Annotated in this window: 15 protein-coding genes; 1 reads left to right on the forward strand and 14 read right to left on the reverse strand. The window is 68.3% G+C overall.

Annotated features, from left to right (window positions below; genetic code table 11):
- Positions 1-5 precede the first annotated feature (5 nt).
- Positions 6-872, reverse strand: a complete 867-nt coding sequence (locus DX116_RS08935) for a phage distal tail protein (RefSeq protein WP_119703750.1) — start codon at positions 870-872, stop codon at positions 6-8.
- Positions 869-4549, reverse strand: coding sequence for a phage tail tape measure protein (locus DX116_RS08940; RefSeq protein ID WP_158591946.1), 3681 nt, complete (start codon positions 4547-4549; stop codon positions 869-871). Before DX116_RS08940 ends, DX116_RS08935 begins: the two co-directional genes overlap by 4 nt.
- 31 nt (positions 4550-4580) lie before the next feature.
- On the opposite strand from DX116_RS08940, the gene DX116_RS19910 reads away from it, so the two are divergent.
- Positions 4581-4790, forward strand: coding sequence for a hypothetical protein (locus tag DX116_RS19910; RefSeq protein WP_158591947.1), 210 nt, complete (start codon positions 4581-4583; stop codon positions 4788-4790).
- Between the two features lie 313 nt (positions 4791-5103).
- Here DX116_RS19910 and DX116_RS08945 read toward each other — a convergent pair whose 3' ends face one another.
- From DX116_RS08945 to DX116_RS09000, 12 genes are all read right to left on the reverse strand, one after another.
- Positions 5104-5826: a hypothetical protein gene (locus tag DX116_RS08945; protein WP_119703752.1), complete on the reverse strand. Its 723-nt coding sequence runs from the start codon at positions 5824-5826 to the stop codon at positions 5104-5106.
- A gap of 93 nt (positions 5827-5919) precedes the next feature.
- Positions 5920-6417, reverse strand: a complete 498-nt coding sequence (locus DX116_RS08950; RefSeq protein WP_119703753.1) for a phage tail tube protein — start codon at positions 6415-6417, stop codon at positions 5920-5922.
- Entirely contained in the window at positions 6398-6736 is a 339-nt protein-coding gene (locus DX116_RS08955; protein ID WP_119703754.1) for a hypothetical protein, read from the reverse strand. The genes DX116_RS08950 and DX116_RS08955 overlap by 20 nt, the downstream gene beginning before the upstream one ends.
- A gap of 57 nt (positions 6737-6793) precedes the next feature.
- Entirely contained in the window at positions 6794-7195 is a 402-nt protein-coding gene (locus DX116_RS08960) for a hypothetical protein (RefSeq protein ID WP_119703755.1), read from the reverse strand.
- A complete protein-coding gene (locus DX116_RS08965) occupies positions 7195-7587 on the reverse strand; it encodes a hypothetical protein (RefSeq protein ID WP_119703756.1) in 393 nt (130 codons plus the stop codon). The genes DX116_RS08960 and DX116_RS08965 overlap by 1 nt, the downstream gene beginning before the upstream one ends.
- Positions 7587-8024 (reverse strand): DUF6093 family protein, encoded by a 438-nt coding sequence (locus DX116_RS08970; protein WP_119703757.1) that lies wholly within the window; start codon positions 8022-8024, stop codon positions 7587-7589. Before DX116_RS08970 ends, DX116_RS08965 begins: the two co-directional genes overlap by 1 nt.
- A complete protein-coding gene (locus tag DX116_RS08975) occupies positions 8021-8395 on the reverse strand; it encodes a hypothetical protein (RefSeq protein ID WP_119703758.1) in 375 nt (124 codons plus the stop codon). The genes DX116_RS08970 and DX116_RS08975 overlap by 4 nt, the downstream gene beginning before the upstream one ends.
- Positions 8396-8415: 20 nt before the next feature.
- Entirely contained in the window at positions 8416-8958 is a 543-nt protein-coding gene (locus DX116_RS20095) for a hypothetical protein (RefSeq protein ID WP_199715968.1), read from the reverse strand.
- 77 nt (positions 8959-9035) lie between these two features.
- Positions 9036-9980: a major capsid protein gene (locus DX116_RS08985; RefSeq protein WP_119703759.1), complete on the reverse strand. Its 945-nt coding sequence runs from the start codon at positions 9978-9980 to the stop codon at positions 9036-9038.
- A gap of 47 nt (positions 9981-10027) precedes the next feature.
- Positions 10028-10702, reverse strand: a complete 675-nt coding sequence (locus DX116_RS08990; RefSeq protein ID WP_119703760.1) for a phage scaffolding protein — start codon at positions 10700-10702, stop codon at positions 10028-10030.
- A 56-nt stretch (positions 10703-10758) separates the two neighbouring features.
- Positions 10759-11748: a hypothetical protein gene (locus DX116_RS08995; RefSeq protein ID WP_147393628.1), complete on the reverse strand. Its 990-nt coding sequence runs from the start codon at positions 11746-11748 to the stop codon at positions 10759-10761.
- Positions 11729-13210 (reverse strand): phage portal protein, encoded by a 1482-nt coding sequence (locus DX116_RS09000; RefSeq protein WP_158591948.1) that lies wholly within the window; start codon positions 13208-13210, stop codon positions 11729-11731. The genes DX116_RS08995 and DX116_RS09000 overlap by 20 nt, the downstream gene beginning before the upstream one ends.
- Positions 13211-13213: the final 3 nt, after the last annotated feature.

The following is a 13213-nucleotide window of genomic DNA, read 5'->3' on the forward strand; positions in this document are numbered from 1 at the left end:
GCCTCCTAGATGTCAGTCATCCGCCACGCGGCGGACAGGGTCGAACCGTCGCCGGAGGCGCCGGCGTAGCGGATGGTCTTGGACGCGCCGGGCTCGAGGCTGAGCCAGTCGCCGTAGAAGCTGCTGCGACGCGACGCGCCCGGCTCGCCGTTGCCGAGCACCAGATGGTTGCGGGTGTCGATGGTCACCCAGTCGCCCGGGTTGATCGTGAGCTTGAACCGCATCGCCCGGCCGGTGGCCGCTTCGACGATGACCGGATCGACCACCGGAACCGAGTTGGCCGGGTCGATCCGGTACACCGGCCAGGCGTCCTCGCTGCCGGTGTTCTGCAGGTTCATCTCGCCCGACGTCGCGACCGCGTCCAACTCGAACGGCACCTGCAGCGGCACCTCGAGGCCGCCGGTCGTCGTCGGGAAGCGGGTCGAGGCGGTGTGCAGGACGGTGGAGTAGAGGCGCGGGTCACGACCCCACAGCGGCACCGAGAAGTTAGCTCGGGCTGGAGACTCCGGGCTGATCTCCTTCCACGACGGCTCGCCGCCGCGGCGCATCGTGGCGAACCGGTCGTAGCCCGGCTCGATGATGCGCAGCTCGAACGGCCGCAATCCGCACGCCGCCCAGAACCGGGTCTTGGCCTGGTGCAGGGCCTCGTGCGACGGGGCGACCACGAAGCCCTCGAGCGAGAAGGTGCGCGGCCCGTAGAACTCCGTCGCATCCCATGCGCCGTGCGTGGTCGCGTTCTCACCGGTGACGTCGCGCGGCGATGGCGATGGCGACCAGGGATCCGGGCTGTCACCGGACCATCCCCACCGGCACCCGAACGAGTCAGTCTCCCCGATGGTGATCCCGGAGTCGCCGAGCTGAGCAGTCGTCATGCGTCTGCCTCCATGGCCTCGTTCTGCTCGTGGAACCGGATCAGCCGGTAGAACTCAGCAGCTACCTCGGCCGGCGAGTAGGCGTTGATCTCGTAACTCTTCGACACCGATTGGGTCGAGACGCCCGAGCTCCACGCCTGCGGCGCCGTGAACGCCGGGTTGGTCACCAAGTTCGCGTAGGAGTTAGTGAGCGAGTCGATCTGCGACGCGGTCGCGTTGACCCTCGCCAGGGCGGCCGAGTCGGTCGCGTACTGGCGTGCCAGCTTGATCGCCGACTTCGTCGGCCCCGCCTCGACCAGCTGCTGCAGCAGCCACGGCGAAGCACCCTTGGACTTCAGGTCACCCAGCAGCCCGAGGAACGTGCCAGCGTCAGCCAGAGTCCGCTCGAGCGTCCGGTCGACCGCGGCCGTCGACGACAGCGACCCAATCTTGAAGTTGCTCGCGTAGCCGGCCTTCACCGACAGGCGGTTGGACTCGACCCGCTCAGCCTCGGCCGCCGCCTCGTCGGCGATCTTCTGCGCGTCGTCGCGCGCCTTCTCCGCAGCCTCGGCGGCCTTCTCAGCCTGGTCGGTCTTGTACGCCTTGTCGTTCTTCAGGTCACGCAGCTCGCGCTTCGCCTCGGCCAGCTGCAGCTCGGCGAGCTCCCGGTCAGCGCCACGAAGCACTCGCCGACGGGGCCGAGTGTCCTTGCCCTTCTTCGGCTTCTTGCCGTACTTCTCGGTCTCGTTCAACGACCGCTGGATATCGCGGACCTGGATCTCGGCCTGCTTGATGTCAAGCTTCGACGCGGGGTTGATGCCGCCGTCGGCGAACCACTGGATCGTGCCGCCGAGGATCTGCACCGTCTGCTCGGCGATCGACCGCGACCTGGGTCGCTTCGCCGCCGACAACGGAATGTACGCCTCGCCGCCGGTCTCCGGCTCAGCCCACAGCCGCATCGCGCCGGCCGGCGCGATCTCGGCGACGTGTTGGTCTCGGACGTCACGCATGCCGCCGTTGGCGAAACGCGTGATGCGACCACGCGGGGTGTGGATGGACCCGTCGGCGTCCTGGGTAATGCCGCCGCCGGTGCCGCCCTTCACGGCGACGCGAATCGTCTTGCCGTTCATGCCGTTGATGGTTCGCTGCAGGAGGTTGATCTGCCCCAGGGCGCCGCCGATGTCGACGCCGACCTTCGGGTTCGCCTCCTTGCGGTCGAGCTCGGCCATGTGGGCGAGGACGGCCTTGATATCCGCGGTCGCCCAGTCGTTCGCCTTCAGGACGGTCTTGACCTCGGACGGCGTCAGCTCGTACTCGTGCGCGACTGCAGCAGCCTTCTGGATCGCACCACGGTCGCCGGACGCGACGAACGCGGTGCGGATCTCGGCAGGGATCTCGGCGAGCTTGCCGGTGATGGCCGTCGAGAAGCGACCCGCGCTGAGCTCGGCGTCGCCCATGAGGGCGTTGAACTCCTCGATGCTGGACTGGCCGCCCTTGACCATCTCGTCGAGCATCTTCGCGCCGGCGGGACCGAGCTCCCGGAACTTCGCGAGGGTCTCGTCGGTGGCGCCGAGGGTCTGCGCGGTGAGCATGTTGTCCTGCCAGTTGCGCTGAGCCTCGGCCATCTCCTGCAGGCCCTTGACCCACTCCTTGTACGAGAGCTTGTTGCTGTCGAGCCCCTTGGTGAAGTCGAGGAACGACAGCGCGACCTCGGTCGTGGACTGCTTGAGCTGCTCGAGGTCGTCCTTGGCCTTCTGAGCCTCGGGTGACAGGGCGTCGAGGTCGCCGCCGAGCTTCTGCGCGGAGTCGCCGGCCAGCTTCTGCTGGACGTCGATCCCCTCGAGCGTGTCCGTGTAACCGGGGAGGAGCTTCTGCAGCTCCTTGCCGCTCTTGCCGGTCTCGTCTCGCAGGTAGGCGAAGGCCGCTGCCGCGTCCTCGACGGCGCCGGACTGCACGAGGGACACGAGGGCCTGGTCGACCTGCTCGACGTAGCCCTTGGCCCGGTCCCAGTCGGAGTCGCTGGCGAACGACAGATCGACCTTGCCGCTGGCGTCGGCCGCCTTGTTGAAGGCGTCCGCGATGCCGTCGACGGCGTTGCGGTTGAGGCCGAAGATGCCGGAGTTTCCGTTGCTCGAGATGCTGTTGAGCAGCTTGTCCGAGCCCTTGGCGGCGTCGAGGAGGCCGCGGGTGAACTTGTTGACGCCGGCGACGTCGATGTGGTCCCAGCTCTCAAGCACCTTGGCCGCGGTAGCCGCGCCGGCGATGACAGTGAGGCCGCGGGCCAGCAGTCCGAGAGCCCGGCCGGTACGGGGGGCTTCGCCGCCCAGCTCACGAAGAGAGCTGCGGAAGTCCGAGACGGCGCCGGCCGCCTTCATGAGTCCGCCGATGGCGAGGAGGGACACGCCCGCGACGCCGGTCAGCGCGCCGAGGCCGCCCTTCACGGGGCCGGGCAGCTGTCCGAACACTGACGCGAGGTTTGAGACGACCTCGGCGACCTCGGCCACGACGGGGAGGACCGCCTGGCCAGCGTCGATCGCGTTGTCCTTGATGCCGTTCCAGGCGATCTGCGCCTTCGCCGCTGCCGTGTCGTACCGCTTCTCCGCCTCAGCCGAGAGAGCGTTGTTGCGCTCCATCTCGACGTTTCCGGTGCGGAACGAGTTGCGCAGCAGGTCACCGCTGGCGGCCATTCCAAGCAGGGCCCGGGTGACGCGGATGTCGGTCTGTCCGAGCTGCTCGAGGGTCGAGAAGACGTCGCCGCCGGCCGCGTTGACCTCACCGAGCCCTTCGGTAAACGCGGCGAATCCCTCGGCGGGCGAGGTCTTCCACTTCGCAGCGAACTCGTCGACGGACATGCCGCTGACGGCCGCCCACTTCGCGAGGTCGTCCGAGTTGGTGGCGACGGCCTTGCTGATGTCGATGAGGATGGCCGAGACAGAGGAACCGCCGGCGTCGGCTTCGATGCCGACGGACGCGAGCGCGTTCGAGAGTCCGAGGACGTCACCCTCGGACAGGCCGACGATCTTGCCGGCACCCGCGATGCGCTGCGCCATCTCGAGGATCTCGCGCTCGGTCGACGCTCCGTCGTTGCCGAGGGCAACGAGCGACGAGCCGAGGTTGTCGACCATGTCGGGCGCGGTGCCCATGATGTTCATGAACTGCGCCAGGCTGGTCGCGGCCTCGTCGGCGGTGAGGTTCGTCGTCTCGCCGAGGTCGACCATCGTCTTGGTGAAGCCGACGATGTTCTCGCGCTTCACACCGAGCTGGCCAGCCGCCTCGGCAACGGCAGCGATCCCGGCGTGGCTCTCCGGCAGCGTCTTGGCGAGGCCGCGCAGGCCTGCCTCGAGCTGCGCCATCTGGCGCTCAGAACCGCTCGTCGTCTTCGTCACGCCCGTCCAGGCGGACTCCCAGTCCATCGCCGCCTTGACCGTCAGCACCGACAGAGCCGTCAGCGCCGCGCCCGTCCGCAGCAGCGACGTGCCGACGGTGTCCCACTCGGCACGGTTGTTCCGGAGGCTCGCGGTCAGACGCCCGACAGCGGTGCCGGACTCGTCGATCACCTTCGACGCGCCACCGGCCTTCTTGGCCGCCCGGTCCATCGCGTCAGCCGCGGCCGTGACCGACTTCGTCCCGCTGTCCCACTCGCGCTTGAACTGGGCCATCTCGGCCCGGAGGCGGGTGACGATGGTGCGATTCGACACGTCGGCCTCCGATATGTAGTTCAATGGCGGGATGAAGTCGCCCAAGACAGACCGAGGCCCCTGGACACCGGCCGCGCTGTTCATCAACGGGGCGCTGTGGGCGCTGATCGGTGTGGTGCTGGTGAACGCAGGCGACATCGCGCCCGTTGGCTACGCGCTCGTACTCGTCGGCGCGGTCCACGTGCTGATCGGCGCGATCCGCGTCGGAACCGCGAACCACGGGCCGACCACGTCCGACTAGGACCGCTTCACGTACCTCGGGTCGGCCAGCACGCGCACCCTGTCGCCAGGCTCGCTCTTGCGCTCCTTGGCGTCGGCTTCCTTGGCCTGACAGCCCGCACAGGTGACGACCTCGACCTTGTACCAACCCTCACGGTCGGGGTCGAGCGTCTCGGTGAGGCTGTGCCCGCACCCGTTGCAGATCGACCCCTCGTGGAGCAGTAGCGCCTCGGCGAGCTCGCGGTCGCGCGCCGACCACGGGCCGCCCCCCTCGGAGTGCCCGAGGAAGACCGTCGGCCTCTCGCTCCAAGCTCGCGCGGCTTGAAGCGAGAGGATCAGGTCTGGTCGGTCTCCGAGGAGTCCTGCGAGAAAGGGGCGTGGATCTCCGGCTCAGCCAGGAGCGCGAGCTGCGACGCGTTGATGAGCTTGAGCAGCTGGCGCTCACCGAGCTTCTTCTTCAGCGAGAGGAGCCGCTCGACGGTGATGGAGTGCTGCACGCGGCCGTTGGCGAAGTCGATGCGCTCGACCGCCTCGGCGATGATGCGGAGGTTCAGCTGCGTCACGTACTCGGCGTTGGCGGCCTCGTGCTCCTTGACCGCCTCGTCGTGGAGAGGCTTGGCCTCCTCGTAGGCGCGCATCTTCAGCGTGTGGGCCTTGGCCTGGTTCTCCGTGTGCTTGGCCGGCAGCACGGGCTCGACCAGCTCGTCGGGCTTCAGCGGGCCCTCGCCGAGCTCGGCCTCAAGCTCCTTCGTCTGGTCGTCGTCGAGCGCGCGCACGATCCACGTCGACTTCGACTCGATCCACTCGTCGTAGATCTCGGCCATGCGAGCGGTGACCTTCGCGAAGCCGGAGCCGGCCATCTCGCCGCCGCCCTTGTTCTCGGCCTCGATGCGCTCAAGCTCCCGCTCGAGCTCCTGGTACTCGGCGTACAGGCCGGGCTTGCCGTAGATCGCGACGGACCGCTTCGAGACGGTCGCACCGCCGATCCAGTCGTCGAAGGCATCGCCCTCGAAGTCAGCGGCGATCGACTCGGATGCGCTGGGGTCGACATCGTTCATGGTGGTTCCTCCACAGGGTCACGGGATGGGGTCACGGGATAGGGGAAAGCCCCGGCGGCGCGTCCCGTGAAGGCACGCCGCCGGGAGTCGGGGTCAGGCGACGAGCTTGCGGTTCTCCGCTGCGCGCTGGACCAGGAGGACGATCTCGCGGCGGATGAATCCGGCCCGCTCGGTCGGCTTCGTGGGGTTGTCGGTGACGACCTCGTAGTACGAGTACTCCTGGCCGGCGGCGCCGTCGGCGTCGTGCTCGGGGCCCTCGCGGTCGACCAGGTGCAGGGTCGTGCCCTTGTCCTTGAACGTCGTCCACGCGATGTCGTTCGCCGGGTCGGCGAGGCCGGCCGGCGTCAGGTATCGCATGACGGTGACGTTGCCCTCGTAGTTCGAGCGGCCGGGTGCCTGCGCGTTGTTGCCTGCGCAGAGCTCGCCGGCGGGCACGGTGTCGGACGCGGTCGCCGAGAGGCGATAGTCCATGATCCGGCACTGCAGCGGGACACCGGCGTCCCACTCCTCGACCGTGATGTTCTTGGGATCGGCGGGCGGCTCGGGCAGCGCGATCAGCGCGACCCGCTCGTCAGAGATCAGCTTCGGCATGCGGGTTCTCCTTGTTCTCGTCCCCGGGTGCCGGGGTCTGGGTGGGGTTCACGGGATCTGTGGGAGGCCGCGCGTCGTCGGCGGCCAAGGCGGCGACGAGCTCGGCCTTGTTGCCGCTCGACGGGATGCGGTCGGCCTCGTCGCGGTCGGCGTTGCGGGTCTTGATCTCCTCGCGCAGGGACGCGACCGTGACGGCGGCGGCCTGACTCGGCAGACGAGACTTGTTCGCTCCGAGCACGGGGTGATCGAGGTGGTCCTCGGGCACGAGGTACGGGAGCTTCTTGCCGGTGGTGGTGCTGTACGCCTCGACGAGCGGCATGGGTGCCTCCTGGGCATGACTGACTGCCCGCCGAGGCGGGCTGTCGGGTGGGTGAGGTCAGACGGGTTCGGAGATCAGCCGGAGCATGTCGACGCCGAACGACGGGTGGCGGTTCGTCTGGCCGATCGTCACGTCGAGATCTGGCTGGACGCGCTGCGAGCCCTCGAGCCGCAACGCCTGCACGAAGCGCCCCTCGACCTGCGGGGACTTGCCGAGCAAGTAGCCCCGCACGCGGCCGATGGCGACCAGCACGGCGTCGGACGTCGCGGCGACCGTGGTCACCCCGAGGAGCTCGTCGAGGTCGTCCTGCACGCCGTCAAGCTCGGCGGCGCGCAGGAGTCCCGGCGACGCCCACAGCAGCACGTAGGGGTAGTTGGTCTCACCGGGCGCCTCACCGAAATGCACCGGCCGCCCATAGGGCTTCAGGAGCTCTTTGACGGCGGCGACGTGCTCGGCCATCACAGCAGGTTGCCCATCAGGTTCTCAAGCGCACCGTGGTACTTCGCGGACTCCCGCTCGAGCGCGGAGCCCGGGTCTTCGACGGTGCCGCCACCGCGGGAGGTGCCGAAGTAGGCGATGTTCGCCAGCGAGCCCGGCTTGCCCTTCACGGGGCCGATCTCGGCCTCGATGACGGCGGTACCGAACAGCGAGCCGCCGTGGAGGTCGAACGAGATGGCGCGGGCGAAGTCGAAGTGGCGGGATTCGTTGGCGGCGCGCCGCTGGTCGTTCTTGATGTTGACGGCGCCCTTGACGACAACGGCGCGCACTTCCTTCGCGAGGACGTCCGGCACCGGGCGCATGTCGGCCGCGAGCGCGCGGATCTCAGAGGTGTCGAGCTCGAACGAAGACATCAGGCTCCCTCCTCGACGCTGACCCGTAGTGCCGTGGCGAACGTCTTGCCGAACGGTCCAGTTATGCGGTCTCGGGTTCCAACGCGGCCGGCGTCGAGCGGGCAGGCGACCCACTCGACTAGGTCGCCGACAGCAGGCCGGAACGACTCGGCTGGGAAGTCGACGCGGTACCGCTGAATCGTGAAGGTGTTGCCGCCGGCCTCGGGTGTCTGCTCCTGCACCTGGTCCGCCTGGCGCTTGGCCTTGCCGCGGTGCGGTTCGATGCCCGGCCCATAGATGTCGTCGCGGACCTCGGCGACGATGCCGTCGGCGTCGGTCGTGGTGACCGGCTGCCCGGCGTCGTCGCGACGGATCCGGCTGACCTTGCAGCTGTCGATCATCGCCCGTTCAGCTTCGCGGCGCAGAGCGCGCAGCCCGCTCTCGTACGGGCTGGTCATCCGCCCAGGCCGATGACGTAGGCGCCGCCGAGCACGACGATCGGCTGCAGCCGGGTGACCTCGTCATCCTGGAACTGCAGAAGGCCGGAGGAGATGACCTGGTCCCGCGTGAACGATCCGTCGTCAAGGGCGAACTGACGCCAGCCATCGGGGTTCCGCAAGACGCGGATGACGGCGGCGCAGACCGTCGCCGTGGCGAGCTGGCGGAAGTCGCTCTCGTCATCCGCAGCCTCGAATCGTTCACGCAGGGCCACGACCTTCGACGCGAGGTCCGCCTCGGCGTCCTTCAGCCATGTGGGCACCACAGCGGCCTCTTCGGAGGTGAGAGCGCGGAACCGCTTGACGACGTCCTGCTCGATCGCGATAGGCATGGGCTCTCACCTCCTCCAGGTCAGGCGACCGGCTCGACCGAGGTCGCGCCGGTGTCGAGGTTGTGCGTGACGGTGACGACGTCGCCGTTCGGCTTGGTCGCCTTGTACGTCTCGATCCGCGGGGCGCCGGCCTGTGCGGGTGCGACCTTGGCCGCCTCACCGACCTTGACCACGGCGTTGACCGTGAGGTTCCCGCCCTTGGCCGCCGCGCCCTTGTCGGGGGCCGCGGACGACGCGATCTCCGAGGCGTCGGTCGTGTCGGCAGGTCCGTCGCCGGGGGCGGTGACCGACGGGGCGTCCAGGTGCGAGTCGAGAGTCGTGGTGCCCTTCTCGTCCGTGGCGTCGTCGGCCGCCGTCTCCGCGGCGGCGTCGTCGGACTCCGCCTTGCCGGCGTCGCCCGTGGCGGCGTCGGCCGCGGGCTTCGCGCTGCCGCCATCGGACTTCGCCTTGTCGGCGTCGTACCGGGCGACGGCGTCGCGCTTCTCGTCTGCGGTGCCCTCGACGGGCAGGTTGCGGTCCTTCAGGGCCTGCTCGAGGTCCGCGCCGGTGAGCTTGTCACTCATGTCGTGCTCCTTCTGCTGATGTGGTGATGCGGGGAGTGCTGGGGGCACACCGTCGAGGCGCGCCCCCAGCGGGACGGTCAGAGGTTGCGGATACCTCGGATGCGGGCAGCAGCCTTGCCGCCGAACGTCGCGACGCCGCAGTAGAACTCGAGGCGGTGACGGTAGGCGGGCTTCTCCTGCAGCTGGCCGAGGTCTTCGACCTCGACACCGCCGTTGGTCAGGCCGGTGACGGCCTGGTCGCCCTCGTCCTCGCCGAACTTCACGACGTAGATCGACGAGGCATCGGTCGCCGTTCCCTGCGTCTCGGTCTGGCCGATGATGGATCCGCCGGCCGCGGTCATGCCGATGTCGAGCACGGGGATCCCGTTGTAGACCAGGACCCGCTTGCCGCTGAGATCCTCCTTGAAGATGTCGGTACCGCCGAGGCGGCGACCAGCGGACCGGATGCGTCCCTGGATGCCGCTGTTGACGTAGATGGCACCGTTGGCCCCGTTGATGCCCGGGACGGCGGCGATGCCGGCGTCGAGGACGTCGAAGAAGTCGTGCCCGCCGGCGATGACGCCCATGCCGTTGGTGGCGGCGTCGATGACCTGCGAACCGACGAGGCGCTTCTTCAGGCCGTCGAAGCCCTTGGGGTCCACGGCCACGTCACCGTTGATGAAGTGGTCCTGGAACTTGTAGGACGCAGCCTTGATCTTCATGCCGAGCTGGACGGCGCGCTGGTCGTTCAGGTTGCCGCGCGTCTTGACGATGAAGCGGTCGACGTCGGCGTCGCCGCCGAGGATCGACAGCGTCTCGGTGGCCTGCACGACGGTGCCGGTCGACTCGACGTAGGCCTCGTTGACCGAGCGGAAGGCGACGCCGGGGAGCGTGGCCTCCTTGTTGTAGGCGTAGGCGTTGCCCTCGATGTCCATGAGGGGGATCCGGTCGAGGACCGAGGACTCCTGCACGAACGTCTCGAGGACGCCGCGCTGCAGATCGTCCTGCGAGAGCACAGCCGCCTGGGCGAGTGTCACTGCCATGGTTGTTTCTCCTTCGGATGGGCGCTCGCAGAACGGTTCTGGAGTCGCTACTTCGTCTTGCTGGTCGCGGCGATCGCCGACTTGATGCGGGCGCGCCCGGGCGCGACGGTCGGCGCACCGTCGCCACCAGTGCCGCCGATGCCGGCGTCCTGGTGGGTGGTCGTGCTCTTGCCGTCGTCGAACAGGTACGCCTTGTTCTTCTTCAGGTCGTCCAGGAGCTTCTGAAGCGCCTTGGAGTCGACCTCCCCGTCGTCCACCTCGATGTCCTCGAGGTCTCCTCCGAGCTGAGCGATCGCATCGCGCGGATCGCGCATCTTGGCCGTCGCGGCCAGGGCGCGAAGCTCGGCCTTGACGAGTCGCGAATTGTTCGCCGCGTCGGCCTCGGCCCGGCCGGCCTTCTTGGCCTCGTCGAGCTTCTTCTCGTCCTCGGACTTGTCGCGGTTGCGCAGGGCCTCCGCGGCGTCCTCGGCTCTCTTGGCCCGCTTCTCAGCGGCCTTGCGGGCGTCGCGCTCCTCCTGGAGCGCCTTCTTTCCAGCGTCGCCGAGCTTCTCGTCGTCGCCGCCGTCACCACCGGATCCGTCGTCGGAGCCAGCGTCGCCGCCGTCACCACCGCCGTCCTCGGAGCCGCCGCCGATCGGGTAGCGGGCCCGACCGTGCTTGTCGACGAACAGCGGCACGTCGTAACGAGTGCCGGTGGACGGGTGGTTGAGTGTGTTCTTCATGGGTCCTCCATCGCGGGGGATAAGCCGGCAGCCTCGCGCTGTCGGAAGATTGGGGCCTACGTCGTTGCGCCGCGCTCGGCGCGGCGCTCGGCGCGGCGCTCGCGAGCTCTAGCGGCCCGGTCGGCGCGACGACGCTCGGCGATGAGTGTGCGACCTCGCGCGGCAGCGTCGTTGTCGACGATGTATCCGTAGAGACGCAGCATCCGTTGAGCTTCGGCGCGGTCCGCGGCTCGAAGCAGGATCGACTCGGGCATCAGACGACCTTGCACGTCGCCGTTCCGGCGTAGCCCGCGCTGCTGCTGGTAGGCGAGTCCGCGACGGGTGGTGCCTTCGGTCGTTCGCAGGATGCCGCGCGCATCGATCTTGATGGGGCTGACGCCTGCAACCTGCATCCCTGCAGTGACGCGCCGAGCGTTCACAACCTGCGTCGGGTCAGCCCCAAGACGGATCGACTCGGCACCGGCCTTGGTGAACACCTTGTCCTGCTCCGGGCCGGTGAGGCTGTCGAAGTACGCGCTGGGGTCGGTCGTCAGATCCCCCGAGAGTGACTCAGTCGAGGGGATATGCCGGCAGTCGCACCGGGGGTGCCGCTGGAATCCCTCGTTGTAGCGGAAGAACTTCCCGGCGAGGATGGCACACCTTGAACACGACGGCGGGTTGAGCATCCGGACGTAGCCGATGTGTGGGCGCGCGGCGATCGACACCGACGCGGCTTGCCGAGCGGCGTCCTGCACCTGCGTCACGACCATCATGTCCAGGGCGTCGGGAGTCGCGGCTTGCAGCAGCAGCGACTCCAGTGGACGGCCGTCACTGGCAGTGCCGGAGAACGACGCCGCTGCGATCTGTCCGACCGGCGGCGCGGAGATGTCCTGCTCCTCGAGCATCGGGTCGATCGACTCAAGTGCGTCTCGCGCAGCCAGCAGCTGCAGCGCCGCGACGATCCGGGCGAGCTCGACAGTCGAGACTCCCGAGCGGCGACCAGCCACGAGCGCCGCAGCGGTGAACTGCTGCTGACGTTCGTAGTGCTCAACTGCCGACTGCAGCATCGCCAGCCTCCTGCGGTCGACCAGCAACCGGCCGAAGCAGACCGCTCAGCAGCGCGTCGTCGGACTCCTCGGCCAGCTGATCCATCCAGGTCTCGACCTTGGTCTGGGTCGCGCCGGGGATCATCTCGAACGCGGACCGTCGCGGGAAACCGATGCTGATGAGCTTGACGACGGCGTCGACGACCTGCGCGAACGAGCGGACCTCTCCGTCACCCCAGATCACCTCGGACGCGACATCAGCGGTGTCCTCGCCGGCGGCCCGGGCCGCCAGGATGGCCATCTGCTCGTGAGACTCGCCAGTGGCCTGCTGAATGTCGTCGATGAGTGCCTGCAGCGTCGACTCAGCGCCAGCCATCGCGTCACCGGACAGATTCGCCATCTTGTTCAGCTGGTACTGCGGCGGGATATGGCCGGTGGCGAAGAACGTGGTCAAGAACGAGTCGAAGACGTCGATGTAGTTCTTCAGGTTGGACTCGGCCAGGTCGAAGACCTTCGTGTCGGCGCCCGGGAACACCAAGGCTCGATCGACGCCGACCCGCCCAGGCGTCGACAGCATCGGCATCGGCTGACCCTGGGCATCAAGCCTGATGGTGTTGTCGGAGTTCCGCTGCCATAGGATCTGGCCGGTCTCGTCCTTCAGCACCGGGTCGTAGCCGACGAACACGCGCTGCCGGTACGCCGAGAACTGCATCGCGAGCAGCGTGTTGAACCGGATCGTGTTGAGGGCGTCCTGCTGAGGCATCAACGGAGTGATCGACGGGTGCAGCTTGCCGTCGGCATCGTCGTTCAAGCTGTACGGGACGAACGGGACGTCTTCCAGATCGTGGGTGCCATCGGCGTCGAACTTCCACGAGCCGGCGCCGTTTTCGCGGATCCACCGCGACCAGGTGCCGTCGTCGTACACCCAGCCGAACTGCCGCGACGACGAGATGTTGACGCCAGCGGGCAGCGCGATCGACGTCGGCATGCGGAGGCGCTCGGTGTACGTCTTGACCGCCCACAGGATGCGAGTCGGATCCTGAGGGTCGAGCTCGAGGTGGACGCGCTTGCCGTTCTCGACACGGACGATCGGCCGCTTCTTGTTGGCCTGGTTCATCCACACGCCGGTGAGGCCCATGTCGTGGACCATCATCGGCTCGTAGATCTTGCGCTGCTGTCGGTCGAGCTTGTTGGCCTGCCAGACGTCACGCCAGAACGCCTTGTCTGGCTCCTGCTTCGTCGCGCTGCCGCGGGTGAATCCGTCAACGGCAATCCGCTGGATCGGAGCGCGCATGGCGATCTCGAGCACGTTCGCCTTGGCCTGGTCCTGCAGCTCCTGGTACTCCTCGTTGACACCCTGCGGTGCATACGGGTCGTCCTGGTCGCCGCGGAAGTAGTCCTCGCGGCGCTCCCACGGCTTGGTCTTCTTCTCGATCTCGGCGATGCCGATGGTGAGCCTGTCGAGGGCGGTCCTTTGGTCCATGGC

The organism is Aeromicrobium endophyticum, from assembly GCF_003586285.1.
Lineage (GTDB): Bacteria > Actinomycetota > Actinomycetes > Propionibacteriales > Nocardioidaceae > Aeromicrobium > Aeromicrobium endophyticum.

Coding starts and splice junctions, on each gene's coding strand:
- DX116_RS09000 (WP_158591948.1), bottom strand. CDS start 13,210: ATGGACCAAAGGACCGCCCTCGACAGGCTCACCATCGGCATCGCCGAG.
- DX116_RS08935 (WP_119703750.1), bottom strand. CDS start 872: ATGACGACTGCTCAGCTCGGCGACTCCGGGATCACCATCGGGGAGACT.
- DX116_RS19910 (WP_158591947.1), top strand. CDS start 4,581: ATGAAGTCGCCCAAGACAGACCGAGGCCCCTGGACACCGGCCGCGCTG.
- DX116_RS20095 (WP_199715968.1), bottom strand. CDS start 8,958: ATGAGTGACAAGCTCACCGGCGCGGACCTCGAGCAGGCCCTGAAGGAC.
- DX116_RS08955 (WP_119703754.1), bottom strand. CDS start 6,736: ATGCCGCTCGTCGAGGCGTACAGCACCACCACCGGCAAGAAGCTCCCG.
- DX116_RS08960 (WP_119703755.1), bottom strand. CDS start 7,195: ATGGCCGAGCACGTCGCCGCCGTCAAAGAGCTCCTGAAGCCCTATGGG.
- DX116_RS08970 (WP_119703757.1), bottom strand. CDS start 8,024: ATGACCAGCCCGTACGAGAGCGGGCTGCGCGCTCTGCGCCGCGAAGCT.
- DX116_RS08945 (WP_119703752.1), bottom strand. CDS start 5,826: ATGAACGATGTCGACCCCAGCGCATCCGAGTCGATCGCCGCTGACTTC.
- DX116_RS08990 (WP_119703760.1), bottom strand. CDS start 10,702: ATGAAGAACACACTCAACCACCCGTCCACCGGCACTCGTTACGACGTG.
- DX116_RS08950 (WP_119703753.1), bottom strand. CDS start 6,417: ATGCCGAAGCTGATCTCTGACGAGCGGGTCGCGCTGATCGCGCTGCCC.
- DX116_RS08965 (WP_119703756.1), bottom strand. CDS start 7,587: ATGTCTTCGTTCGAGCTCGACACCTCTGAGATCCGCGCGCTCGCGGCC.
- DX116_RS08975 (WP_119703758.1), bottom strand. CDS start 8,395: ATGCCTATCGCGATCGAGCAGGACGTCGTCAAGCGGTTCCGCGCTCTC.
- DX116_RS08985 (WP_119703759.1), bottom strand. CDS start 9,980: ATGGCAGTGACACTCGCCCAGGCGGCTGTGCTCTCGCAGGACGATCTG.
- DX116_RS08995 (WP_147393628.1), bottom strand. CDS start 11,748: ATGCTGCAGTCGGCAGTTGAGCACTACGAACGTCAGCAGCAGTTCACC.